The organism is Roseomonas sp. OT10, from assembly GCF_020991085.1.
Classification (GTDB): Bacteria; Pseudomonadota; Alphaproteobacteria; order Acetobacterales; family Acetobacteraceae; genus Roseomonas; species Roseomonas cutis.
Map to the genome: position 1 here is coordinate 5,252,403 of NZ_CP087719.1, position 22,598 is coordinate 5,275,000.

The window sequence follows — 22,598 nt, forward strand, 5'->3', positions numbered from 1 at the left end:
TGCAGCAGGGTCGGCGGGCGGCAAGATGCCGGGACCCTTCCGCCCCGCCCCGCAGGAGAGGAGCCGAGATGCCGGACCAGGTGCCGCCGTTGCAGGGCGTGCTGGAGACCGCCCTCTACGTGGAGGACATGCCCCGCGCCCGCGCCTTCTACGAAGGGGTGATGGGGCTGGCCGCCATGTACGAGGACGAGCGGCTGACCGCCTATCCCGTGGGGGGCCGCAGCGCGCTGCTGCTGTTCCGGCGCGACCAGATGAACCGTGCCGAGCACCCGCCGGGCGGCACCATCCCGCCGCATGCGGGTTCCGGCCCGGTGCACTTCGCCCTGGCCGTCGACCTGCCCGACCTGCCGCGCTGGGAGGCGCACCTGGCCGGGCAGGGGGTGGCGCTGGAGGGTCGCGTGGACTGGCCGCAGGGTGCGCGCAGCATCTACTTCCGCGACCCGGACGCGCATCTGGTGGAGCTGGTCACGCCCGGACTCTGGGCGATCTACTGAGGGGGAGGGGCCTCTGCTTCCCATGCGAGCAGAAGGCAGGTGCGGCGCAGGGCGAGGGCCGCCCGGCCGGTCAGCTCCGCCTCCCCTGGCAGCGGGAGGGCGCCGATGACGCGGCGAAGCTGCCAGTCGCCGAGCAGCAGGGACAGGTAGAGTTCCGCCGCCGCCGCGGCATCCTCGCCCCCCATCTGTCCCGCCGCCTGGGCCCGGCCGATGACGCCGGCGATCAGCGGCATGACCGTGCCCCGCCCGGCTTCGGCGAGGGTGCGGCCGAGCACGCCGCTCCCGGCCGCATCCGCATCAGCCGCTGCGGCGCGGTTCAGCGCCATGGCCCGCTCGCCCAGCAGCAGGCGGAGCAGGGCGGGGCCGGCCAGGCCCAGTGCCTCCAGCGGGTCATGGCCGGGGTCGAGGCCGGCGCGGAGGAGTTCCGCCACCGTCCCGGCATTCGCCGCGACGAGTGCAGCGAACAGGCCCTGCTTGCTGCCGTACCATGCGTAGAGCGTGCCGTTCGAGGCACCGGCCCGGCGCGCTATGGCCAGCATGGAGGTGCCGGCATAGCCCCGCTCGGACAGCACCGCATAGGCGGCCGCCTCGATCTCCCGGCGGCGCTCCTCCTGCCGCTCCGCCCGCATCCCCCGCCCCCGCGATCCTGCTTGACAGGAAAGCGTACAGATATGTACAGAATTTTCAACCGTACATTTGTGTACGGTTTCTCGAGAGGGGCCCGCACTGGCGGGCCCCCGGCGAAGGACACCCACATGCCGACCCGCTCCCTGTCCCATGCAGCCCTGGCGGCGCTGATCGTGCTGCAGGCCGTGATGCTGGCGGCGCTCTACAGCCGCACGCCGCCCTATCCCCCGGAAAGCGTCCCGCTCTTCGCCCTGGGTCCCTTCCTGGGCGCGGCGCTTGCCGTGGCCGTGGCGGCCCTCACCCTTGGCGCGGCGACGACGCGCGCGGGGGCGGTTCTCACCGTCCTGGCGGCAGGGCTCGCGCTGGTATCTTTCGGGCCGCAGAAATGGCTGGACCCCGGCATCGGCCTGATCTGGCCGGCCGTCCTGCTGGGCCAGCTCGCCGCCGGCGCGGCCATGGCCCAGGCCCTGCTGCCCCGTCGCGGAGCAGCAGGGTCCTGAAGGCCAGCCGCGCTCAGTCGAGCTGGTTCAGGTCCTCGGCCAGGATGACGAGCTGGATCGCGTAGGACACCTCGCCATCCTCGGCATCGCGGTGGACGGTGCCGATGAACTCGTCGCCGACGCGGACCTCGATGCTGCCGCCGCGCTGCTTGGGTGCGGCCACGACGATGCGGTTGTTGCTGAACTGCTTGCGTAGGTGGGCCTGCACCGCGGTTATCTCGGCTGGGGTCATCGGGTCATCGACTTTCAACGCTTCCGGGCGGCACGTCGCCGCAGAGGGGGCGCATGGACGGGAGCGCGCCCCGCTTGTCAACGTCTTCGTGCCGGCCGGGACGCGGCGGGCCCGGCCGAGGCCGGGATCAGGGGCCGATCAGCTGTCCGCCATCCACGACGATGGATTGCCCCGTCACCCAGCTTGCGCGCGGCGAGGCGAGGAACAGGGCGACCTCGGCCACCTCCTCCGGGCGACCGAGCCGGCCGAAGGGGATGCTGGCCAGGGTATCGGCGTAGAGCGGCTGCCCGGCCAGACGGCGCTGCTCCCACATGCCGCCGGGGAATTCGATGGAACCGGGGGCGACCGCGTTCACCCGGATGCCCTGGCGGGCGTACATCTTCGCCTGGCTGGCGGTGTAGTGCATCACCGCCGCCTTGATCGCCCCGTAGGGCGCGGAGCGCGCGGAGGCGCGCAGGGCGGAGATCGAGGAGAGGTTCACGATCGACGCGCCGCCGGGCAGGGCCGGTGCCGCCTGGGCCAGCCAGGGCAGCGCCGCCTGGCTGGCGCGGACGATGGCCATCATGTCCACGGCGAAGGAGGCGGCCCAGCCGGCCTCGTCATCCGTGGCGCCGAAGCCGGAGGCGTTGTTCACCAGGATGTCGATCCCGCCGAGCGCCGCGGCGGCCTCGGGGATGAAGCGGGCGATATCCTCGGCCTGCGACAGGTCGGCCGTGCCGGCGAAGACGGGGTTGCCGGCCTCGGCCAGCTCCGCCCGGGCCCGCTTCACCCCCTCGGCACCGCGGGCGCAGAGGGCCACGGCCGCCCCGGCCCGGGCGAAGCCCAGCGCGATGGAGCGGCCGATGCCGCGGCTGCCGCCCATCACCACCACCCGTCGTCCCGCGAATTCCATGCTCTCCGCCCTCGGCTGTGCCGGCCCAGCTTCCGCGCGGCGCGGCGGGGCGGCAAGCGGGGGTGGCGCCGGAAGCGGCCTGGGCGCGGTGCCGGATCAGGGGAAGCTCATGTCCGTCAGGGCGCAGGTATCCACCGCCCGGCGCTCGCTGGCCTGCCCGTCGGCGAAGACCACCCGGATGTCGTTCACGCACTGGCCGGAGGGCAGCCGGATGACGAGGCGCTGGCCGCCCGGCAGGACGTTCTGCCCCAGCCGGTCCGGGCCCCAGCTCTGGTCCTGCGCGCTGGAGACGTAGATCTCCTGGATCGCGACGCCGCGCCCGTTGGCGATGCGGAAGGACGGGTCCTGCGTCGCCCGGCCCGGCGCCGCGGCGCTCTGGGGGGCGGAGGCGGCACCGCCGCCCCGCTGCCGTTGCAGGCGCTGCATGGTCGCGTGGTTCTGCAGCATGTGCTCGTTCATCGTATCGGTCAGGGTGCGGTTCGGATTGTAGGGGTTGTTGCCGCCATCCAGGCCGGGACGGATCCAGTACTGCTGCGCTGCGGCGGGCGGGACACCGCCGCCCAGGGCGAGAGTGAGGGCGAGGAGGGCAGGGGCGAAGCGGGTCATGGTCTGGCCTGGCAGGTCCTGGAACGGGAGGGGCGCGGGTCCGGGCTCCGGCCCGGGCGGCTTCCCTACGCGGAGGCCCGGCGGTCCACTCCCTCCAAACGGGGGGCGGTCGGACGAATCGTTTCAGAAAACGAATATCCTGCTCCTTGGCCCGGCCTGCGGCATGGGCGGGCCCCGCAACCGGCGCTTGCGGCCCCGGCCATGGCGCGGGAGAACGGTCCTCCTCCACGCCCTACACGCCAAGCTGACTGGCCCATGCCCGCCAACGCCCCGGCCTTGCCCGCGACCGTCCCGTCGCCAGGCGCCCTGCCCCGCCCCGCGGCCCCACCCGCGCCGGCGGCCGGCCCGGCGCGCGAGGCGATCCGGGCCGAGGCGCTGCGCCTGGGCTTCGACGCGGTCGGCTTCGCCCGCGCCCATCTGGGCCCCGAGGTGCGCGAGCGGCTGGCGGCGTTCCTCGCCGCCGGGATGCATGGCGAGATGGGCTGGCTGGCCGAGCGCAGCGAGCAGCGCAGCCACCCGCGCGCGCTCTGGCCCGAGGCCGTCTCGGTGGTCGCGCTGGGCATGAACTACGGCCCTGAGGACGATCCTCTGGCGAGTCTCGCCCTGCCCGACTGCGGCACGGTCAGCGTCTATGCCCGCCACCGCGACTACCATGACGTGGTGAAGAAGCGCCTCAAGGCACTGGCCCGCTGGATGGTGGACCGCTTCGCGGGAACGGAGCTGAAGGTCTTCGTCGATACCGCCCCGGTGGCCGAGAAGCCGCTGGCGCAGCAGGCGGGGCTGGGCTGGCAGGGCAAGCACAGCAACCTCGTCTCCCGCGCGCACGGCTCCTGGCTGTTCCTGGGCGAGGTCTACACCACGCTCGACCTCGCGCCCGACGCGGCGGAGACGGACCATTGCGGCGCCTGCACCCGCTGCCTGGCCGCCTGCCCGACCGATGCCTTCCTCGGCCCCTACCGGCTCGACGCGCGGCGCTGCATCTCCTACCTGACCATCGAGCACCGCGGTCCCATTCCGCACGAACTCCGTTCCCGGATGGGCAACCGCATCTACGGCTGCGACGACTGCCTCGCCGCCTGCCCCTGGAACAAGTTCGCCCATCCCACCGAGGAGCCCGCCCTGATCCCGCGCACCGACCTGATGGCGCCCTCGCTGGCCGAGCTGGCCATGCTCGACGACGCTGCCTTCCGCGCCCGCTTCTCCGGCTCGCCGATCAAGCGCATCGGCCGCGACCGCTTCGTGCGCAACGTGCTGAACGCGATCGGCAATTCCGGCGATCCCGGCCTGCTGCCGGCAGCCGTGGCGCTGTGCCGGGATCCCGACCCGGTGGTCGCGGAGGCCGCCACCTGGGCGGCCGCGCGGCTCGGGGGGGCGGCATGACGCAGAAGGGGGCGGCCGCCGTGCCGGAAGCCGGCACGGCGGAGACCGGAACGCTGCGGGACGACGGCGCGCTGGTGCTGTTCAGCGGCGGGCAGGACAGCGCCACCTGCCTGGCCTGGGCGCTGGAGAACTTCGCGCATGTGGAGACGCTGGGCTTCGACTACGGCCAGCGGCACCGGGTGGAGCTGGACTGCCGCCGCGCCTTCCGCTTCGGCCTCGCCGCCTTCCCGCGCTGGGCGGGGCGGCTGGGGCCGGACCATACCCTGCCGCTCGCCGCGCTGGCGGAGGTGTCGGACACGGCGCTGACCGCGCGCAGCGAGATCGCGATGCGCGCCGACGGGCTGCCCAACACCTTCGTGCCCGGGCGCAACCTGCTCTTTGTCACCCTCGCCGCCGCGCTCGCCTATCGCCGCGGGCTGCGCCACCTGATCGGCGGCATGTGCGAGACGGACTATTCCGGCTATCCGGACTGCCGCGACGACACGCTCAAGGCGCTGCAGGTGGCGATCAACCTCGGCATGGACCGGCGCTTCGTGCTGCACACGCCGCTGATGTGGCGCGACAAGGCCGAGACCTGGCGGCTGGCGCGGCGGCTGGGCGGCGAGCCGCTGGTGGAGCTGCTGCTGGAGGACACCCACACCTGCTACCTGGGTGACCGGCAGCAGCGCCATCCCTGGGGCTATGGCTGCGGCCATTGCCCCGCCTGCGACCTGCGCCGCAAGGGCTGGGAACGTTTCGTGGCGGAGACGGTAGCATGAACGGCCACATCCGCCTGCGGGAGGGGCTGCTGTTCCTCGCCGCCTTCGCGCTGACCATCCCCGCCGCCAACTGGCTGATCGGCCATGCCGGCACCGCCTGCATCCCCGATGGCCCCTGCGTCATCCCCGTGGGCTTCGGGCTGCTGGCCCCGTCCGGCGTGCTGATGGTGGGGCTGGGGCTGGTGCTGCGCGACCTGGTACAGCGCCGGCTGGGCTTCGCCTGGGCGTTGGCCGCCATCATAGCGGGGGCGGTGCTCTCCGCCCTGTTGGCCCCGGCCGCGCTGGTCTTCGCCTCGGCCCTGGCCTTCCTGCTCAGCGAACTGGCCGACCTCGTCGTCTATACCCCGTTGCAGCGGCGCGGGCTGGTGCTGGCAGTAGCGGCCTCGGGCGCGGCCGGGCTGGTCGTGGACAGCCTCGTCTTCCTCTGGGTCGCCTTCGGCAGCCTGGACTTCCTGGCCGGGCAGATCCTGGGCAAGGCCTGGATGGTGCTGGCCGCCCTGCCGCTGGTCGCATGGCTGCGCCGGGCCGATGCACGGCGCGGGCTGGTTCCGGCCGACCTGATCACCCCGCCCTGACCGGGGTGACCGTGGGCCTGCCGTCAGGGAGACAGGCGCTGTCTCCCCCTGGTTCTGATTGTCGAAACACATGGGGACCAGGCCGCCTCATACGCACGGCGGGATAACTTCATCCGTCGTGCTCTGGTGTTCCAATGTCGGACTGGGAGGGGACGCCGTCCCCTCCCAGACCCTCCCCTGCCGGGGCCACAAGCGGGCCCCGGTCCCCGCTGGGAGTCTGGTGCTGTGCGACTGCCGTCAGTCTCCGGACTGAACCCTGACGGAACGCGGACAGGCGGGACTCCAGAATAGGTTTGAAGGCGTCAGCGAATGCTGCGGCCGTACCCGCCGAGGAGCATGGCTCCTCGGCGCCTCGACCCCGTCGCACTCATCCGCGCGGCAGCGCCGATCGGGTCCAGGGCCCGCAGGGTCCTGGCGGAGTGGGGGTACGGGGGCGAGGCAGAGCCTTGCCCCCGGGGAACGGGTACCACGCCGGCAGACGTCAAGGCATCACGCCACGTGGATCATTCCTCGGCCAGGCTTGTGAGCGGCGGCGCATCGCGCGGCGCTCCCTGCTTCTGCGTTTCGCCGGGTTTCACGGGGATGTTGGCAAATTCCTTCTCCGGCTGGTCCGGAGCGGCCGTGGCGGCGCTGTCCTGCGGCGATGGCTTGTAGTCTTTGCCCGGATCGAGGCCGGGGTTGGACGGGTCTTCCTGGTCCGCCTTCACGTCGTGCGGTCCCACGCTGGTCGGGCGGGCCGACTTCGTGCCACCGCCCCAGTTGCTGAACTCCTCGCGCAGCGTCTCCTCGGCCATGGCCGGGTCCTCCTGGTTCCTCCCGGGAGAACGCATGGAGCGGGGGGCGGTTTGTCCTCGTCCGGCCGTATCAGACGGCGCTGGCGAGCGGGACCTCGGCCGCGCCGCCCTCGCCGGCCGGCATCAGGGCCTTGAGCAGGGCCTGGCGCAGGCTGGCGAGCTTGCGCTCGTTCTCCACCTTCAGGCCGAACACGTCCTTCACGTAGAAGACGTCCACCGCCCGCACGCCATAGGTGGTGACATGGGCGGAGGCGATCTGCAGCCCCTGCTCGCTGATCGCCGCCGTCACGTCGTGCAGCAGGCCGGGCCGGTCGCGCGCGTTCACCTCCACCACCGTGTGCGAGGAGCTGGCGTGGTTGTCGATCACCACCCGCGGCGGCACGGTCACCGCCCGCAGGCGGGAGGGTTCGCGCCGCACCTTGCGGATCTCCGTGGGCAGGCGGATGCGGCCCGACAGCGCCTGCTCGATCAGCACGGACAGGCGGGCGAGGCGGTGCGGCGCGTCCAGCATGCCGCCCACCGCGTCCTGCACCCAGAACGTGTCCAGCGCCATGCCGTTGGTCATGGTGTGGATGCGCGCATCCACGATGCTGGCCCCGCCGACGGCCAGCGCGCCCGCGATGCGGCTGAACAGCCCGGGATGGTCGGCGGCGTAGACGGTGACCTCGGTGACCGCCCGCGCCTCCAGCACGCGGGTGCGGACGGTCAGCGGCGCGCCGGTCGACTCCGCCTCGCGCATCATGGCGGCGTGGCGAGCATGGGTCTGCGCGTCGAAGGAGAGCCAGTAGCCGGGGTAGCCCACGGACAGGAAGCGTTCCACATCCTCCTGCGGCCAGCCCTGCAGCAGGGGGGTGACCGCCTGCTTGGCGCGGGCCACGCGCACGTCGCGCTCGGGCACGGACAGGCCGCCGGCCAGGACCTCCGCCACGCGCCAGTACAGCTCGCGCAGCAGCGTGGCCTTCCAGCCGTTCCAGACCTTGGGCCCGACCGCGCGCATGTCGGCGACGGTGAGGACCAGCAGCAGGCGCAGCCGCTCCGGCGACTGCACGATCTCCGCCAGGTCGAGGATGGTCTTGGGGTCGTCGATGTCGCGCTTGAAGGCGGTCTGGCTGATCAGCAGGTGGTTCAGCACCAGCCAGGAGACGGTCTCCGTCTCCTCCGGCGTCAGGCCGATGCGCGGACAGACCTCCTGGGCGATGCGCGCGCCCAGCTCCGAATGGTCGCCGCCGCGGCCCTTGGCGATGTCGTGCAGCAGCATCGCGACGTAGAGGGCGCGTCGCGACTGCAACTGCCCGATCAGCTCGGAGGCGACGGGGGCGATGTTCTCCAGGTCGCCCTCGTCGAGCCCGTTGAGCACCCGGATCGCCTCGATCGTGTGCTCCTCGACGGTGTAGACGTGGTAGGTGTCGAACTGCATCAGCCCGACGATGCGCGCCCAGTCGGGGATGTAGCGCGACAGGAAGCCGACCTCGTTCAGCACCCGCATGCAGCGCGCCGAATGCGGGCCGGTCAGCAGGTCGAGGAACATCGCCCCCGCCGCCTTGTCGCTGCGCAGGCGGGAGGCGTAGCGCGCGTTGCGGATCAGGCTGCGGTTGGCGAGGGGGTGCAGCTCCAGCCCCAGGTCGCGCACCGCCAGCATCAGCCGCAGCATCGCCGCCGGGTCGGCCGTCACGTCGAGGCTGGGCGAGATCAGGGCCTTGCCGTCCGCCAGCGCGATCCCCGCCGCGGCCAGGGCGGGGCTGGGGGCGGGCTGCAGCGCGGGCATCCCCAGCACGCTGCGCTCGATCGCCGGCTCCAGCAGGCGGGAGAGGCGGACCACGTCGCGGGCGGTGAGGAAGAGATGCTTCATGAAGCGCTCCACCCCGTCCTGCTTGCCATGGCGGGTGTAGCCCATGCGGGCGCCCACCACGGGCTGCAGGTCGAAGGTCAGCCGTTCCTCGGCGCGGCCGGTGACGTAGTGCAGGTGGAAGCGCACGGTCCAGATGAAGTTCCAGGCGCGGCGGAAGGCGCGGGCCTCCTGCGCCGTCAGCAGCCCGCCGCCCGGGCTCTCGGGGCCGACCAGCTCGCCCATCTTCTGCGTGCCGAAGGCGTAGCGGGCGATCCAGTACATGGTCTGGAGGTCGCGCAACCCGCCGCGCCCCTCCTTCAGGTGCGGCTCGACCAGGTAGGGGCTCTCGCCGTAGCGGGCGTGGCGGGCCTGGCGCTCCTGCCGCTTGGCGGCGAGGAACTGGCCGATCCCCCAGTCCTTGCGCGCGGCGGCAAAGGCGGCGGCGAAGGCGTCGAAGACGGGGCGGTGGCCGGTGAGGAAGCGGGCGTCCAGCAGCGCCGTCTGCACCGTGGGATCGCCCTTGGCGTCCTCCAGGCACTCCGCGATGGTGCGGGTGGCGTGGCCGACCTTCAGCCCCAGGTCCCACAGCACGTAGAGCATGAACTCCACCATGCGCCGCCCGGCCTGGCCCAGCGGCTGCTCCGAGACGAAGAGCAGGTCCGTGTCGCTGAAGGGCGCGACCACGCCGCGGCCGTAGCCGCCGGTCGCGGCCAGGGCGAAGGGCGGGCGCGACGCCTCCTCCCGCCCGACGACGGCGAGGCTGTAGGCGTGGATGGCGGTGATCACCCCGTCCATCAGCGCGCCCAGCCGGCGCCCGGCGATCAGGCCGGGCATCTCGCCCGTCTCGAACTCCTGCTGGACGCTGGACTGCACCTTGGCTAGGCGCCGGCGCAGCAGGGCGATCGCCATGTCGCGCGATAGGGGGCCGGCAGGGGGGAGCAACGCCTCCGTCAGGGCGCGGGCGTCGTCGTCGGGAACGTGGATGGCGGTGTCGGCACCGGCCCCAAAGAGCTTCATGCGATGGAGGATAAGCCGGCGCGGGGCGCGGTAACAGCGTCGTGCAGGGTCGGGGCCAGGGATTTCAGCCGGTACAGCGCCTCCAGCGCCTCGCGCGGCGTGAGGGCGTCCGGGTCGATGGCGGCCAGTGCCTCCAGCACGAGGCCGGAGGCCGGCGCCGCGGGTTCGTCGGACAGAACGTTCCGGTCGGCTTCGGAAGGGTCCGGCGCCACGGGCGCGGCGGCCCCGAAGAGCGGCAGCTCCTCGGAGAGCGGGTCGAGGCCCTTCGCCCGCGCCTCCAGCGCCGCCAGCACCTGCTCCGCCCGCGCGACCACCCCGCGCGGCACGCCGGCCAGCCGCGCCACGTGCAGCCCCCAGGAGCGTTCGGAGACGCCGGGCGCGACGCTGTGCAGGAAGACCACGCGCCCCCGGTGCTCGCGCACCTGCAGGGTGGCCGGGGCCAGCTCCGGGAGCTTGCCGGCGAGCGCCGTCAGCTCGTGGAAATGGGTCGCGAAGATCGCGCGGCAGCGGAGGCGGTCGTGCAGCGCCTCCAGCACCGCCCAGGCGATGGCGAGCCCGTCCCAGGTGGCGGTGCCGCGCCCGACCTCGTCCAGGATGACCAGCGAGCGCGGCCCCGCCTGGTTCAGGATCACCGCCGTCTCGCTCATCTCCACCATGAAGGTGGAGCGACCGCCGGCGAGGTCGTCCGCGGCGCCGACGCGGGAGAAGAGCCGGTCCACCAGCCCCAGCCGCGCGCCCTCCGCCGGCACGAAGAGCCCCGCCTGGGCGAGCACCACCAGCAGCGCGTTCTGCCGCAGGAAGGTGGACTTGCCCGCCATGTTCGGCCCCGTCAGCAGGCAGAGCCGCCGCCCGGCCGAGAGGTCGGCGTCGTTCGGCACGAAGGCGGGGCCCTTCGCCCGGCGGAGTGCTGCGTCCACCACCGGGTGGCGGCCCTGGCGGATGCGGAATTCCGTCCCGTCCGTGATCTCCGGTCGGCACCAGCCGCCGCCCGCCGCCAGCTCGGCCGCCGCCGCCTGGACGTCGATCTCGGCCACCGCGCGGGCGGCGGCGTCGATGCCGGTCGCCGCGTCGAGGCAGAGCTGGCGCAGGTGCGCCACCACCCGTGCCTCCCGCCGCCCCGCCTCGTCACGCGCCGAGGCCAGCTTGCGGTCCAGCTCGGCGAGCGCCGCGCAGGTGAAGCGGTGGGTGTTCGCCATGGTCTGGCGGTGGATCGGCGCGAGCGGCCCCTCCTGTGCCCCCTTTCCCGATTTCTGGGCCCGCAACAGGGTCTCGCCGGCCGAGGACGGCACCTCCGCCAGGTGGCCGAACTGCTGGTGGTGGCGGATCTTCAGGCTGGCGACGCCCCAGGCGCGGGCCAGCTCGCGCTGCATCTCCAGGATCGCCTCGCGCGCCCCGTCGCGCAGCCGGCGCAGCGCGTCGAGCTGCCCGTCATAGCCGGCGCCGATCACCCCCCCATCCTCCAGCCGGGCGGGCAGGGTCTCGGCCAGGGCGCGGGCCAGCTCCGCCTGGGGCGAGGCGTCCGGGACCAGGGCGCGGGCGGCGCGGAGCAGGAGGAGGGGCAGCTCCTCCGCGCGCAACGCCGCCTGCATCGCCGCCGCCCGCCCCAGCCCGTCGCGCAGCGCGGCGAGGTCGCGCGGGTTGAAGCGCCCGACGGAGAGCCGGGCCAGGGCGCGCGCCATGTCCGGCGCCCCGCGCAGCGCTTGGCGCAGGGCCGCGCGCAACCGCGGCGCGTCGAGCAGGGCGGCCACCGCCGCGTGGCGTTCGCCGATCGGGCCGGGATCGGCCAGCGGCGCGCCGAGCCGCGCGGCCAGCTCCCGCCCGCCCGCCCCGGTCAGGGTGCGGTCCACCGCGGCGAAGAGGCAGTCCTCCGCCCCCCCGCGCTCGGCGCGCAGGATCTCCAGGCTGCGGCGGGTGGCGCCGTCCATCCGCAGCGTGCGGGAATCGCCGCAGCATTCGGGGGGCGAGAGGCGCGGCAGGGTGCCGCCCTGGGCGTCGCGGACATAGTCCAGCGCCATGGCCAGCGCCGCGACCTCGGCGGGCGAGAAGCTGCCGAACCCCTCCAGGCTCGCCACCCCCCAGGCCTCGGCGGCGCGGCGGCCCGGGTCGCGCGGCGGAACGGCCTCGCGCAGCCGGGCACCGAGAGGGGCGAGCGCGCCACTGGCGACCAGGCCGGGCGGGGCCAGCACCTCGGCCGGGTCGAGGCGCGCGAGCAGCGCGGCCGCCTCGGCCGGGGCCAGGACCTCCGTGCAGACGGCGCCGGTGGAGATGTCCAGCCAGGCGGCGCCCAGGGCCTCGCCCGCTTCGGCCAGGGCCAGCAGCCAGGAGGGGCGCCCCCCTTCCAGCAGGGATTCCTCGGTAACCGTGCCGGGCGAGACGACGCGCACCACCTCCCGCCGGATGGTGGGCGCCTTGCGGGCCTTGGCTTCCTCCGGCGTCTCCATCTGGTCGCAGACGGCCACCCGGTAGCCGCGCCGCAGCAGCCGGGCGAGGTAGGACTCATGCGCATACGCCGGCACCCCGGCCATCGGGACCGGCTGGCCGTTGTGCTCGCCGCGGTGGGAGGTGGCGAGGTCCAGCACCTCCCCCACCAGCAGGGCGTCGTCGAAGAACATCTCGAAGAAGTCGCCCAGCCGGAAGAAGACCAGCGCGTCCGGATGCGCGGCCTTGGCGGCGAACCACTGGGCCATGGCCGGGGTGGCGCCGCGCGGGTCGAGGCGGGGGGCGGCGGGCGGGGAGAGCGGATCGGTCGGCAGGTCGGGCATCTGGGGCCCAGCCTAGCGGTCTCTGCCGCAACCGCGAAGGAGGCGACTTTCCCGATCGCGCCCCGAGCCATATACCCGTGGCCAGGGTGGAGACACGGCCATGGACGACGTTTCGCGCAGCAAGAGCCAGGACACGCGCACGGCGCGGGTGACCGCGGAGGAGGCGCTGGCGCTCCATGCCGAGGGGCGGCCGGGCAAGATCGAGATCCGCATCACCAAGCCGCTGATCACCGCGCGCGACCTGTCGCTGGCCTATTCGCCCGGCGTGGCCGAGCCCTGCCTGCACATCCACCGCGACCCGTCGCTCGCCTACGACTACACGGCCAAGGGCAACATGGTCGCGGTCATCTCCAACGGCACCGCCGTGCTGGGGCTGGGCAACCTCGGCGCGCTGGCCGGCAAGCCGGTGATGGAGGGCAAGGCGGCGCTGTTCAAGCGCTTCGCCGACGTCGACTCCATCGACCTGTGCCTCAACACGGAGGACGTGGACGAGTTCGTCAACTGCGTCCGCTACCTCGGCCCGTCCTTCGGCGGCATCAACCTCGAGGACATCAAGGCGCCGGAGTGCTTCGTCATCGAACAGCGCCTGCGCGAGCTGATGGACATCCCCGTCTTCCACGACGACCAGCACGGCACCGCCATCGTCGCCGCCGCCGGGCTGATCAACGCCTGCCACCTGACGGGGCGCGAGCTGAAGACCACGAAGCTCGTGATCAACGGCGCGGGCTCCGCCGCCATCGCCTGCGCCGAGCTGGTCAAGGCGATGGGCATGCGGCCCGAGAACATCCTGATGTGCGACACCAAGGGCGTGCTCTACCGCGGCCGCACCGAGGGCATGAACCAGTGGAAGTCGGCCTATGCGGTGACGACCGACCGCCGCACCCTGTCCCAGGCGATGGAGGGGGCGGACGCCTTCTTCGGCCTGTCCGTGAAGGGCGCGGTGACGCAGGACATGGTCCGCGCCATGGCGGACAAGCCGATCATCTTCGCCATGGCCAACCCCGATCCGGAGATCACCCCGGACGAGGCCAAGGCGGCGCGGCCGGACGTCATCATCGCCACCGGCCGTTCCGACTACCCGAACCAGGTGAACAACGTCCTGGGCTTCCCCTTCATCTTCCGCGGCGCGCTGGACGTGCGCGCCAGCACGATCAACGACAGCATGAAGGTCGCGGCGGCCGAGGCGCTGGCCGCGCTCGCGCGCGAGGACGTGCCGGAGGAGGTGGCCGGCGGCAACCCGCTGCGCTACGGCCCCGAATACATCATCCCCAACGCCTTCGACCCGCGGCTGATCTCGCGCGTCTCGCCCGCCGTCGCCAAGGCGGCGATGGATTCGGGCGTGGCGCGCAAGCCGCTGATGGACCTCGCCCGCTACACCCGCGAGCTGGCCGGGCGGCTGGACGCCGCCGCCGGCGCGCTGGAGATGATCACCGAGCGGGTGAAGGCCAATCCCAAGCGGGTCGTCTTCGCCGAGGGCGAGGAGGAGAAGGTGATCCGTGCGGCCATCGCCTTCGCCAATGCCGGCTATGGCACGCCCGTGCTGGTGGGGCGCGAGGAGCGCATCACCGCGACCGTCGCGGCGCTGGGCATCCCGCTGCCGGACGGCATCGAGATCCACAACGCCGCCCTGTCGGACAGCAACCTGCGCTACGCGGAGTACATCTACTCCCGCAAGCAGCGCGAGGGCTTCCTGTTCCGCGACTGCCAGCGCGCGGTGAACCAGGACCGCAACGCCTTCGCCGCCTGCATGGTGGCGCTGGGCGACGCGGACGCGATGGTGACGGGCACGACGCGCAGCTACTCCGCCTCGCTGAAGGGCATCCTGCTCGGCATCGACAAGGGCCAGGACAGCACGGGCGAGGAGCACGTGATGTTCGGCCTGACGCTGCTGCTCACCCGGCGCGCGGGCAGCGTGCTGCTGGCCGACACCGCGATTCACGAGCGGCCGGACGCCCCGACGCTGGCCGCCATCGCGCGCCAGTCCGCCGCCCAGGCGCGGCGCCTGGGGCTGGAGCCGCGGGTGGCCTTCCTCTCCTTCTCCAATTTCGGCGATCCGCGCGGCACCATCCCCGGCTCGATCCGCGAGGCGGTGAAGCTGCTGGACGAGACGGAGGTCGACTTCGAGTACGACGGCGAGATGACGGCCGATGTCGCGCTCGACCCGGCGATGCGCACCCTCTACCCCTTCTGCCGCCTGACCGGCCCCGCCAACGTGCTGGTGATGCCCGGCCTGCACGCCGCGCACATCCTGGCTAAGGCGGTGCCCCGCCTGACCAGCGCCGCCACCGTCGGCCCGGTGCTGCAGGGGCTGGCGAAGCCGGCCCAGGTGGTGCCGACGGCGGCGGGGGTGAACCAGATCCTCGACATGGCCTGCCTCGCCGCCCACGCCGCGATCACGCGCTGACGGGCGGGAGGGCTCGGCCCCCCGGCACCTCCCGCCCGTCCGGGCCCGGCGCTGCCGCCGGGCCTGCCGGGATGCGGCGGGGTGGGCGCGCCGCTACCTCTCCGTCCCGGCGCGCAGGATCAGCCCGGCCGAGGTGGCCACGCAGCCGTGGACGGCCAGCTTCAGGTGCGGCGCGTCGGGGGCGATGGCCAGGGGCCAGCCCTTCTGGAGCGGGTAGGGCGGCAGGTCGACGAAGCGGTCCAGCACCCCGTCGCCGGCCTCCCAGTCCATCGGCAGGGGGTCGTGGCCGTCCCGGGCGAGGCGGTCGAACAGGCTCTCCAGGTGGCGGCGGCGGAACAGCACGGTGGGGCCGCGTTCCAGCCCCGGGCCGGAATCGTCCAGGTTGAATTCGGTGGTGTGCACGGCGACGCCACCGGGGCGCAGGCAGCGCATGGCACGGCGCACGAACTCCAGCCCGGCCTCGATGCTGCCCAGGTGCTCGAAGGAGCAGACGGACCAGACGAAGTCGAACTGCCCGTCCAGCTCGGCCGGGACGTGGCGCATGTCCAGGTCGCGATGCCGGACCCGGGCATCGAAGGTCGCCCGGTCCACGAGGTGCGGGCGGTAGAGCGTGTCCAGGCTGCTGCCGTGCTGCTCCGCCCGGATCCAGGCGCGGGCGCGCGGGTCGCGGGGGGAGAGGTCGGTGGCCAGCACCTCCACCCCCGCGGCCGCCATCACCGCGGGCAGGGGCTCCGCCCCGACCGCGAAGCCCAGGCCGCGGCGGCCGGGGGCGAGCATCCCCGCCTCCCACAAGGCTTGCAGGACGAAGCAGTCCTCCCACACCTTGCGGTGGTAGAGGGGCAGGATGGCCTGGCGGTCGCACCAGTGGTGCAGCCAGGGGGCTTCCAGGTCGGCCTGGCGGCAGAGCCGGCCCGTCAGGCCGAGCGGGACGGGGGCGGCGGGGCCGCGGGAGCCCTGCGCGGCGAAGCCCTGCTCATAGGCCTGGCGCGCCAGGACCGAGCCCAGCACCTTGGTGTTCCAGGCCGCGAACTCCGCCTGGCGTGCCTTCGCCCGTCCCGCCGTCAGCCAACGCCACAAGCTGCCATGCCCCTTGCCATGCCCGGCCCTGTCTGCCCGCCCCCGGCCGCGGCGGGAAGCCCCCGGGGGGCGCGGGCGGGCTCAACTGTCGAGCCGGATGCCCAGCTCCCGGATCAGCGGGCGCCACAGCGCGATCTCCTTCTCCACGAAGGCGGAGAACTCGGCGGGCGTCCATGGCGCGGGCTCGATGCCCAGGGTCTGCATCCGCGCCTGCAGCTCGCCGGAGGCGGTGGCCCGGTTGAGCGCCGTGTTCAACTGCTGCACCACCGGTGCCGGCACCCCGGCCGGGACGGACATGCCCTGCCAGCCATAGGCCACGGCGCCGGCATGGCCCAGCTCCAGCGCGGTCGGCACGTCGCGGGCGGAGGCGCTGCGCGCCTCGCTCATCACCAGCAGGGCGCGCGCCTTGCCGTCGCGCAGGAAGGGGATGCCCGTGGCGCAGTCCACCATCACGCTGTCCACCGCGCCGGCCAGCAGGTCCTGCATCGCCGCCGGGGCGCCGCGATAGGGCACGTGGGTGGCCTCGAAGCCGCCGGCGCGGCGCTTCAGCAGTTCCATCGCCAGATGGTGGGGAGAGGCGACGGCCGGGCTGCCATAGGTGGGCACCCGCTGCCGCGTCGCGGCGACGTAGTCGGCGAAGGTCCTGGCCGGGTCGTCCGGGCGCACCACCAGGAACAGCGGGAAGCGCCCGATGAAGCCGACGCCCGCGAGGTCCTTGTCGGGATCGAGCGGCAGCCGGCTGTAGAGGGCCGGGTTGTAGACCAGGATACCGTTGTCGACGTGCAGCAGGGTGTAGCCGTCGGGCGCCGCGCGGGCGACCGTCTCGCTGGCCAGCACGGCGCCGCCGCCGGGGCGGTTCTCCACCACCACGTTCTGGCCCAGCACGCCCGACATCTGCGCCCCGATCAGCCGGGCGAAGACGTCCGAGGCGCCACCGGGCGGGTAGCCCACCACCCAGCGCAGCGGATGGGTGGGGAAGGCGCCCGTCCCGGCCCCCGCTCCCTGGGCCCTGAGGGCGGCAGGCCGGGCGGCCTGCAGGGTGGCGGCCAGACCCAGCGTGCCGGCGGCCATCCGCCCGAGCTCGCGTCGTCCCAGCATGTCCGTCTCTCCGTTCGTCGGCTGCATCCCGCGCCCATCCTGCACGGACCGGGCCAGAGCGGACAGCGGGGCGGGGACGGGCCTCCGGTCAGCGCCCCACCAGGGCCTGCAGCGCCGCCTCGAAGCCGGAGAGGTCGTGCCAGCGCGCCTCGGGCGGGATGGCGCGGATCACCAGCGGGCCCTCTGCGGCACGGATGCCGCCATCGATCATCAGGTTGTCGTGCAGCCCGAAATCCTCGAGGTGCAGCCCTTCCTCATCCTCCCAGGAGCCATCCGCGCGGCGGCGGGCGCGGCCATCCAGGAAGGCCAGGGTGCGGTCGCGGAAGACGCCGTCGGCATTGGCATAGCCCGCCACCGGCCGGCCCAGGGCGCGCATGAAGCCCAGCTCATAGATGGTGCCGGCATCGGCGGAGGGGCCGCGGAAGGGGGTGAGGTTGGCAATCAGCGCGTCGCAGCCGCGGATATGCGCCTCGTTGCGGAGGTAGATCTCCAGGTAGCGCTCGCCGGCCGCGTCGGCCCGTGGGCAGTCCACCGGGTCCAGCGGGAACACCCCTTCCGCCCCGTGCCGGGCGCAGATGGCCTTCTTCGCCGTGGCCAGCGCCTCGGCATCCGGGAGGAAGACTTCCGGTCCAGCGAGGTAGATTCTCATTCTGTTCTCTTAGCGCGCCAAGCCCTTCCAGGCCACCAATCTGCGGTGGAGAAGGAAAGCAAAAGGTTAACGCGCCCGGCGTGCCAGGACCGCCGCACCGGAGGATGACGGGCGGGCTTGCCGGACCCGGCCGGCGGGATCGCCGCCGGCCGCGCCGCGAGGTCAGGGGGCGCGCCGCCCGGCGGGGCCTCCGGGTGCGCCGAGGCGTTCCTGTCCGGCCAAGCTCCGCAGCCAGTCCCTGGTCAGCGACACGTCCATCTGCGACAGGCCATGGCCCACCGGCAGGGCATGATGCGTCACCGCCGCGCCGTCGCGGTCCAGCAGCGCGGCGAGGGCGGCGCTGCTGGCGGCGGGCACGATCGGATCAGCCGTGCCTGAGAGCAGCAGCACGGGCGTGCCGCCCAGATCGGCCTCGGGCGGCTGGCGGAAGGGCGGCATGGCGCGCAGGAGCGCGGCGCCGCGCAGCAGGCCGGGGCGCTGCAGCAGCATCGCGGCCGCGATGTTGGCGCCGTTGGAGAAGCCCAGCGCGACCGGGGCGCCGATGCCGTAGGCGGCGCGGGCGTCGCGGACGAACTCGGCCAGCTCGTCCGTGCGGCGGCGCAGGTCGGCCTCGTCGAACACGCCCTCGGCCAGGCGGCGGAAGAAGCGGGGCATGCCGTTCTCCGACACCTTGCCGCGCGGCGAGAGCAGCGCCGCCCCGGGCGCGACCAGGCGGCCCAGCGGCAGCAGGTCGTCCTCGTTGCCGCCCGTGCCATGCAGGAGGAGGAGCGGCGGCAGGTCCGGCGCGGTGGCGGGCTCGAAGCGGTGCAGGAAGCTCAGTTCGGTGGCGGCGCGCATGGGATGGTTCTCCCCGGAGGGGTGGGCCGGCAGGGGGGGCCGCGCGCCCGTTCCGGGGCGCGCGGCATCGCGGGTTCAGGCCAGCTCGGGCAGTGCCGCCTCGATGGTGCGGCGGTGCGGCTCGAGGAAGTCCGGCAGCTTCAGCGCCGTGCCGAGCGACGCCTCCGCCTCGTCCACGGCGAAGCCGGGGATGTCGGTGGCGATCTCGAACAGCACGCCGCCCGGCTCGCGGAAGTAGACGGAGCGGAAGTAGTGCCGGTCCCTCTGCTCCGTGGGCCGCAGGCCATGGTTCGCGCCCAGCCGGCGTGCCATCTCCATCTCCGCCGCGTCGTCGGCGGCGCGGAAGGCGACGTGGTGCACGCTGCCGCGGCCCATCCGGCCGGGCAGGAAGCCGCCCACCGAGCGCAGGTCCACGATCCCGCCGATGGCCGTGCCCTCGGCCGCGTAGCGCGCCGTGTCGCCCTCCCGCGCCAGCTCGGCGAAGCCGAAGACGTCCGTCAGGATGGCGCCGGTCCGCGCGCCGTCCTCCAGCATCAGCGTGACGCCGTGGAAGCCCCGGATCGCGTGCTCCGCCGGGATGTCCCTGTTGTCCCACCCGGCCTCCGCCTCGAGGCCCGGCAGGGCGACGAGGGCGAGGCGCAGGCCGTCCGGGTCGCGGAAGGCCAGCACGGTCTCGCCGAAGCGGGTGGCGCGCTCGACCTCCACGCCCTTCTCCATCAGGCGGTGCAGCCAGTAGCCGGTGGCGGCCTGCGGGATGCGGAACGCCGTCTCCTGCGTCTCGCCGATGCCGAGGCGGCCGGGGGCGGCGTGCTCCCAGGGGAAGAAGGTGAGGATCGTCCCGGGGCTGCCGGCCGCGTCGCCGTAGTAGAGGTGGTAGGCGCCGGGATCATCGAAGTTCACCGTCTTCTTCACCAGCCGCAGCCCGAGGGCGCGAGTGTAGAAATCCAGGTTGCGCTTCGCGTTTCCGGCGATGGCGGTGACGTGGTGGATGCCGTTGCGGGCCATGGAGGGAGCCTCCTGCCTATCGGTTGGGTCAGAGCGCCTGCCCTGCGGTGGCACCCCAGATAGGCCTCCCGATGCCCGGATGGCAGCGGAAGTGGATTGCATGCACGCAATCACTATCGTGCAGGAATGGAATTGACTTTGCGGTGACGCCTGCGGGGTCGGCCGGGTGGCGTGCCGCATCGCCGGGTCCGTCATCCTGGTCGCATCCCGCCCGCCCAGGCCAGGGGAGCGTGGCCGGGCGCCATTCGTGCTCCAGGCGGCCAGGATATCCCCGGCCGCCCGGGGGAACCGGTCTGGCGGAACAGGCGGCCAGGACATGCCGCCAGCACGGAGCCCCATAGGCCGGCGTCGGTCACCGCGAGCCGGGCGAGGGGCGGCCCGCCGGAAGGGGGCAGCCCTGGCCGGTGCCGTTCAGCCGCGCCGGCTGGGCGCGGCGAGGTCCCAGGGGGCGCGGTTGGCCTCGTGATCGGCCTCGCTCCGGCTGATGCCGATATCGGACAGCATGCGGTCGTCCATCTCGGCGAGGAGGCGGCGGCTTTCGATGGCCTGGAAGACACGGAAGACGGCGTGCATCCAGCCCATCGCCCGCTGGCCGCGGCTCGCCGGCGCGCCGGCACCGTAGACGAGGGCGACAGGGGAGGTGTGGGCGGACATCGGTTCGTTCCTTGCGCTTCGCCGGCGGGTCGTTCCGCCGTCGGGTCCTGCATATGGCGGAGCCGGCTTCATGAGGGAAACGAGTTGTTTTGAGCTTGGGCATCAGCCAAATTGATGACCATGCAAGCCCTTCCCCCGGGTCTCGACCCCGACCTGCTGCGCTCCTTCGTGCTGGTGGCCGAGGGCGGCAGCGTCACCCGCGCGGCGCAGTCGGTGGGCCGGACGCAATCGGCCGTCTCCATGCAGATGCGCCGGCTGGAGGAGGTGCTGGGCCAGCCGCTGCTTGTCCGCGGGGCGCGCGGGCTGAGCCCGACGACGCATGGCGAGTGGCTGCTCGACCGGGCCCGGCGGATGCTGGAGATGAACGACGAGATCATCTCGGGCTTCCGCACGCCGGAGCTGGTGGGGCGGGTGCGGCTGGGTTCGCCGGACGATTACGCGTTGATCTGGCTGCCGGAGATCCTGGCGCGCTTCGCCCAGGCACATCCGGCGGTGGAGATCGAGGTCGTCTGCCTGCCCAGCACCGCCCTGTTGCACGCCTATGACGAGGGCGAGCTGGACATCACCATCTTCTCCCTGGGCAACGAGCGGCCGGGGACGCAGGCGGAGCGGTTGTGGCGCGGGCCGCTGCGCTGGATCGGGGCGGTCGAGCACCCGGTCCACCTGCGCCGGCCGCTGCCGGTGGCGCTGTGCAGCGGCCCCTGCCCCTGGAGCCGGGCGGCGGAGGAGGCGCTGGTCCGCTCCGGCCTGCCCTGGCGGGTCGCCTACAGCTCCGCCTCGCAGACGGGGACACATGCCATCGCGCTGGCGGGGCTGGCGGTGACGATGGGCCTGTCCGGCAGCCTGCCGCCCGGGCTGCGCGTGCTGGGGGAGGAGGACGGGCTGCCGCGCCTGCCGGACTTCCAGATCGCGCTGCGGGTGCGGCCCAACGTGCCGCTGGCCGCGCGCCTGGGGCGGCACATCACCGAGGGCTTCCGGGCGGAGATGGAGACCACCGCCGCGGTGGCCTGACGCCGGCGGGGCCGATCACGAGCCGGCGCAGCCCGGCCCGATGCGGCGACGGGCGCTTGAGGTCCGCCTCCCTGGCGTGGGAGGCTCCTGCCCGGGAGACATCCGGGAAAGGAACGCGCACATGATCCTGTTGCGCCGCAAGCTGCTTGTGACCACGGCCCTGGGCCTGGCCGCGCCTGCCATCGTGCGGGCCCAGGGGGACGGGGCCGCGACCTGGCCTGACCGGCCGCTCCGCCTCATCATCGGCTGGCCCCCCGGCGGCAGCACCGACACGGTGGCGCGGATCTTCCAGCCCCGGCTGCAGGAGGTGCTGGGCAAGCCGGTGGTGATCGAGAACCGCGGCGGTGCCTCGGGCTCGATCGGCGCCATCGAGGCGGCGCGCGCCGCGCCCGACGGCTACACCTGGACGCTGGTCTACGACACGGAGGCGACGAACCAGAGCGTGATGCGTCTGCCGTACAAGACGCTGGAAGCCATGGTCCCGGTCAGCCTGGTCGGCACGGGGCCGCTGGTGCTGACCGCGCACAAGAGCACGCCGTTCCAGACCTTCGCCCAGCTCGTCGAGGCGGCGAAGAAGGCGCCGGATACGCTGAACTACGCCACCTCCGGCGTCGGCGGGCTGGCGCATGTCTCGACCACGCTGCTGTCGAGCCGGGCGGGCATCCGGCTGGTGCACGTGCCCTACAAGGGTGGGGCGCCGGCCGCCCAGGATGCGGTGGCGGGGCATGTGCCGCTCTACATGGGCAATGTCCTGGCCATCAATCAGTACATGCACAACGGGACGCTGCGGCCGCTGGGCGTCACCACCAAGACCGCCTCCCGCCACGTTCCCAACACCCGGAGCTTCGCGGAGCAGGGGTTCCAGGATTTCGAGGCGCCGACCTGGTGGGCCTTCCTGGGCCGGGCGGGGACGCCCGCCCCGATCGTCCAGAAGATGCACGCCGCGCTGGCCAAGGTGCTGGCGGAGGAGGAGGTGAAGCGGAAGATCGAGGAGCAGGGGGCAGATGTGGTCGCCTCCTCCCCCGAGGAATGCAGCGCGTTCCTGGCCCGGGAGATCGATCGCTGGGGCCAGGTGATCCGGGAGAACGAGATCCGCGCCGACGGATGACGTGGCGAGTCGGGGCGGCGGTTCCGGCATCCGGGGCCGCCGTCTCGGCAAGAGGGAGAGTCCCTGTTTCAGCCATGCGTCGAATGCATGAAGTTCCGTGATTTCCCTCTGGACGTGCGGGGCTGAACGCCCCTATATCGGCCTCACCGAAGCGGAGGGCTGGCACTGAGGTGCTGGCCTGGGGAGGCGGAGGCATCTCCTGGGAAGGCGGGATTGTTCTTGGTGATCGGTTCGCGGCCTTAAGGGTTGCGAGGCCGGGCTGAGGCACCTGCGTTGTTTGGGGGATTGAG

21 protein-coding genes are annotated in these 22,598 nt (G+C 73.2%); 8 read left to right on the forward strand and 13 right to left on the reverse strand.

Annotated elements, in window-relative coordinates:
- Window positions 1–68 precede the first annotated feature (68 nt).
- On the forward strand, window positions 69–494 hold the full coding sequence (locus LPC08_RS23955; RefSeq protein ID WP_230450722.1) for a VOC family protein: 426 nt from the start codon (window positions 69–71) through the stop codon (window positions 492–494).
- Here the strand turns inward: LPC08_RS23955 and LPC08_RS23960 are convergent.
- Window positions 488–1,123, reverse strand: a complete 636-nt coding sequence (locus LPC08_RS23960; protein WP_230450723.1) for a TetR/AcrR family transcriptional regulator — start codon at window positions 1,121–1,123, stop codon at window positions 488–490. The genes LPC08_RS23955 and LPC08_RS23960 overlap by 7 nt on opposite strands.
- Window positions 1,124–1,249: 126 nt before the next feature.
- Here LPC08_RS23960 and LPC08_RS23965 point away from each other — a divergent pair, with 126 nt between their 5' ends.
- Window positions 1,250–1,621, forward strand: a complete 372-nt coding sequence (locus LPC08_RS23965) for a hypothetical protein (RefSeq protein ID WP_230450724.1) — start codon at window positions 1,250–1,252, stop codon at window positions 1,619–1,621.
- Window positions 1,622–1,634: 13 nt separating this feature from the next.
- Here LPC08_RS23965 and LPC08_RS23970 read toward each other — a convergent pair whose 3' ends face one another.
- The 3 genes from LPC08_RS23970 to LPC08_RS23980 all read right to left on the reverse strand — a co-directional run bounded on the left by LPC08_RS23970 (window position 1,635) and on the right by LPC08_RS23980 (window position 3,351).
- Window positions 1,635–1,853 carry a DUF3126 family protein gene (locus LPC08_RS23970; protein ID WP_230450725.1) on the reverse strand — a complete coding sequence of 73 codons (219 nt, stop codon included), beginning with the start codon at window positions 1,851–1,853 and terminating at the stop codon, window positions 1,635–1,637.
- A gap of 127 nt (window positions 1,854–1,980) precedes the next feature.
- Window positions 1,981–2,745, reverse strand: a complete 765-nt coding sequence (locus LPC08_RS23975; protein ID WP_230450726.1) for an SDR family NAD(P)-dependent oxidoreductase — start codon at window positions 2,743–2,745, stop codon at window positions 1,981–1,983.
- Between the two features lie 96 nt (window positions 2,746–2,841).
- Window positions 2,842–3,351, reverse strand: coding sequence for a hypothetical protein (locus LPC08_RS23980; protein ID WP_230450727.1), 510 nt, complete (start codon window positions 3,349–3,351; stop codon window positions 2,842–2,844).
- Between the two features lie 255 nt (window positions 3,352–3,606).
- On the opposite strand from LPC08_RS23980, the gene queG reads away from it, so the two are divergent.
- The 3 genes from queG to LPC08_RS23995 are packed head-to-tail and all read left to right on the forward strand — an operon-like array spanning window position 3,607 to window position 6,064.
- Complete coding sequence (gene queG, locus LPC08_RS23985) at window positions 3,607–4,731, forward strand: tRNA epoxyqueuosine(34) reductase QueG (protein ID WP_230450728.1); 1,125 nt, start codon at window positions 3,607–3,609, stop codon at window positions 4,729–4,731.
- Window positions 4,728–5,489: a 7-cyano-7-deazaguanine synthase QueC gene (queC, locus tag LPC08_RS23990; RefSeq protein ID WP_230450729.1), complete on the forward strand. Its 762-nt coding sequence runs from the start codon at window positions 4,728–4,730 to the stop codon at window positions 5,487–5,489. The genes queG and queC overlap by 4 nt, the downstream gene beginning before the upstream one ends.
- Window positions 5,486–6,064: a VUT family protein gene (locus LPC08_RS23995; protein ID WP_230450730.1), complete on the forward strand. Its 579-nt coding sequence runs from the start codon at window positions 5,486–5,488 to the stop codon at window positions 6,062–6,064. The genes queC and LPC08_RS23995 overlap by 4 nt, the downstream gene beginning before the upstream one ends.
- Window positions 6,065–6,567: 503 nt before the next feature.
- On the opposite strand, the gene LPC08_RS24000 is transcribed toward LPC08_RS23995, so the two are convergent.
- The 3 genes from LPC08_RS24000 to mutS form a co-directional block, all read right to left on the reverse strand.
- Window positions 6,568–6,858 carry a hypothetical protein gene (locus tag LPC08_RS24000; protein ID WP_230450731.1) on the reverse strand — a complete coding sequence of 97 codons (291 nt, stop codon included), beginning with the start codon at window positions 6,856–6,858 and terminating at the stop codon, window positions 6,568–6,570.
- A 70-nt stretch (window positions 6,859–6,928) separates the two neighbouring features.
- Complete coding sequence (locus LPC08_RS24005) at window positions 6,929–9,703, reverse strand: [protein-PII] uridylyltransferase (RefSeq protein WP_370643271.1); 2,775 nt, start codon at window positions 9,701–9,703, stop codon at window positions 6,929–6,931.
- Window positions 9,700–12,465: a DNA mismatch repair protein MutS gene (gene mutS / locus LPC08_RS24010; RefSeq protein WP_230450732.1), complete on the reverse strand. Its 2,766-nt coding sequence runs from the start codon at window positions 12,463–12,465 to the stop codon at window positions 9,700–9,702. Before mutS ends, LPC08_RS24005 begins: the two co-directional genes overlap by 4 nt.
- 100 nt (window positions 12,466–12,565) lie before the next feature.
- Between mutS and LPC08_RS24015 the strand changes: the two genes are divergently transcribed.
- A complete protein-coding gene (locus tag LPC08_RS24015; protein WP_230450733.1) occupies window positions 12,566–14,869 on the forward strand; it encodes an NADP-dependent malic enzyme in 2,304 nt (767 codons plus the stop codon).
- Window positions 14,870–14,962: 93 nt separating this feature from the next.
- Here LPC08_RS24015 and LPC08_RS24020 read toward each other — a convergent pair whose 3' ends face one another.
- The 6 genes from LPC08_RS24020 to LPC08_RS24045 all read right to left on the reverse strand — a co-directional run bounded on the left by LPC08_RS24020 (window position 14,963) and on the right by LPC08_RS24045 (window position 20,189).
- Window positions 14,963–15,946, reverse strand: a complete 984-nt coding sequence (locus tag LPC08_RS24020) for an SAM-dependent methyltransferase (RefSeq protein WP_230450734.1) — start codon at window positions 15,944–15,946, stop codon at window positions 14,963–14,965.
- A gap of 81 nt (window positions 15,947–16,027) precedes the next feature.
- On the reverse strand, window positions 16,028–17,071 hold the full coding sequence (locus LPC08_RS24025) for a Bug family tripartite tricarboxylate transporter substrate binding protein (protein WP_230450735.1): 1,044 nt from the start codon (window positions 17,069–17,071) through the stop codon (window positions 16,028–16,030).
- Between the two features lie 61 nt (window positions 17,072–17,132).
- A complete protein-coding gene (locus LPC08_RS24030; RefSeq protein WP_230450736.1) occupies window positions 17,133–17,693 on the reverse strand; it encodes a nucleoside 2-deoxyribosyltransferase in 561 nt (186 codons plus the stop codon).
- 162 nt (window positions 17,694–17,855) lie between these two features.
- A complete protein-coding gene (locus LPC08_RS24035; RefSeq protein WP_230450737.1) occupies window positions 17,856–18,530 on the reverse strand; it encodes an alpha/beta hydrolase in 675 nt (224 codons plus the stop codon).
- A 75-nt stretch (window positions 18,531–18,605) separates the two neighbouring features.
- Window positions 18,606–19,535 carry a ring-cleaving dioxygenase gene (locus tag LPC08_RS24040; protein ID WP_230450738.1) on the reverse strand — a complete coding sequence of 310 codons (930 nt, stop codon included), beginning with the start codon at window positions 19,533–19,535 and terminating at the stop codon, window positions 18,606–18,608.
- A 411-nt stretch (window positions 19,536–19,946) separates the two neighbouring features.
- Window positions 19,947–20,189 (reverse strand): DUF1127 domain-containing protein, encoded by a 243-nt coding sequence (locus LPC08_RS24045; protein ID WP_230450739.1) that lies wholly within the window; start codon window positions 20,187–20,189, stop codon window positions 19,947–19,949.
- Window positions 20,190–20,309: 120 nt separating this feature from the next.
- On the opposite strand from LPC08_RS24045, the gene LPC08_RS24050 reads away from it, so the two are divergent.
- Both LPC08_RS24050 and LPC08_RS24055 read left to right on the forward strand, forming a co-directional pair.
- Entirely contained in the window at window positions 20,310–21,200 is an 891-nt protein-coding gene (locus LPC08_RS24050) for a LysR substrate-binding domain-containing protein (protein ID WP_230450740.1), read from the forward strand.
- 121 nt (window positions 21,201–21,321) lie between these two features.
- Window positions 21,322–22,308 carry a tripartite tricarboxylate transporter substrate binding protein gene (locus LPC08_RS24055; RefSeq protein ID WP_230450741.1) on the forward strand — a complete coding sequence of 329 codons (987 nt, stop codon included), beginning with the start codon at window positions 21,322–21,324 and terminating at the stop codon, window positions 22,306–22,308.
- Window positions 22,309–22,598: the final 290 nt, after the last annotated feature.

Excerpts from the sequence above, each read along its gene's own strand:
- LPC08_RS23955 (WP_230450722.1), top strand. The coding sequence starts at position 69 with ATGCCGGACCAGGTGCCGCCGTTGCAGGGCGTGCTGGAGACCGCCCTC.
- LPC08_RS23960 (WP_230450723.1), bottom strand. The coding sequence starts at position 1,123 with ATGCGGGCGGAGCGGCAGGAGGAGCGCCGCCGGGAGATCGAGGCGGCC.
- LPC08_RS23965 (WP_230450724.1), top strand. The coding sequence starts at position 1,250 with ATGCCGACCCGCTCCCTGTCCCATGCAGCCCTGGCGGCGCTGATCGTG.
- LPC08_RS23970 (WP_230450725.1), bottom strand. The coding sequence starts at position 1,853 with ATGACCCCAGCCGAGATAACCGCGGTGCAGGCCCACCTACGCAAGCAG.
- LPC08_RS23975 (WP_230450726.1), bottom strand. The coding sequence starts at position 2,745 with ATGGAATTCGCGGGACGACGGGTGGTGGTGATGGGCGGCAGCCGCGGC.
- LPC08_RS23980 (WP_230450727.1), bottom strand. The coding sequence starts at position 3,351 with ATGACCCGCTTCGCCCCTGCCCTCCTCGCCCTCACTCTCGCCCTGGGC.
- queG (WP_230450728.1), top strand. The coding sequence starts at position 3,607 with ATGCCCGCCAACGCCCCGGCCTTGCCCGCGACCGTCCCGTCGCCAGGC.
- queC (WP_230450729.1), top strand. The coding sequence starts at position 4,728 with ATGACGCAGAAGGGGGCGGCCGCCGTGCCGGAAGCCGGCACGGCGGAG.
- LPC08_RS23995 (WP_230450730.1), top strand. The coding sequence starts at position 5,486 with ATGAACGGCCACATCCGCCTGCGGGAGGGGCTGCTGTTCCTCGCCGCC.
- LPC08_RS24000 (WP_230450731.1), bottom strand. The coding sequence starts at position 6,858 with ATGGCCGAGGAGACGCTGCGCGAGGAGTTCAGCAACTGGGGCGGTGGC.
- LPC08_RS24005 (WP_370643271.1), bottom strand. The coding sequence starts at position 9,703 with ATGAAGCTCTTTGGGGCCGGTGCCGACACCGCCATCCACGTTCCCGAC.
- mutS (WP_230450732.1), bottom strand. The coding sequence starts at position 12,465 with ATGCCCGACCTGCCGACCGATCCGCTCTCCCCGCCCGCCGCCCCCCGC.
- LPC08_RS24015 (WP_230450733.1), top strand. The coding sequence starts at position 12,566 with ATGGACGACGTTTCGCGCAGCAAGAGCCAGGACACGCGCACGGCGCGG.
- LPC08_RS24025 (WP_230450735.1), bottom strand. The coding sequence starts at position 17,071 with ATGCAGCCGACGAACGGAGAGACGGACATGCTGGGACGACGCGAGCTC.
- LPC08_RS24030 (WP_230450736.1), bottom strand. The coding sequence starts at position 17,693 with ATGAGAATCTACCTCGCTGGACCGGAAGTCTTCCTCCCGGATGCCGAG.
- LPC08_RS24035 (WP_230450737.1), bottom strand. The coding sequence starts at position 18,530 with ATGCGCGCCGCCACCGAACTGAGCTTCCTGCACCGCTTCGAGCCCGCC.
- LPC08_RS24040 (WP_230450738.1), bottom strand. The coding sequence starts at position 19,535 with ATGGCCCGCAACGGCATCCACCACGTCACCGCCATCGCCGGAAACGCG.
- LPC08_RS24045 (WP_230450739.1), bottom strand. The coding sequence starts at position 20,189 with ATGTCCGCCCACACCTCCCCTGTCGCCCTCGTCTACGGTGCCGGCGCG.
- LPC08_RS24050 (WP_230450740.1), top strand. The coding sequence starts at position 20,310 with ATGCAAGCCCTTCCCCCGGGTCTCGACCCCGACCTGCTGCGCTCCTTC.
- LPC08_RS24055 (WP_230450741.1), top strand. The coding sequence starts at position 21,322 with ATGATCCTGTTGCGCCGCAAGCTGCTTGTGACCACGGCCCTGGGCCTG.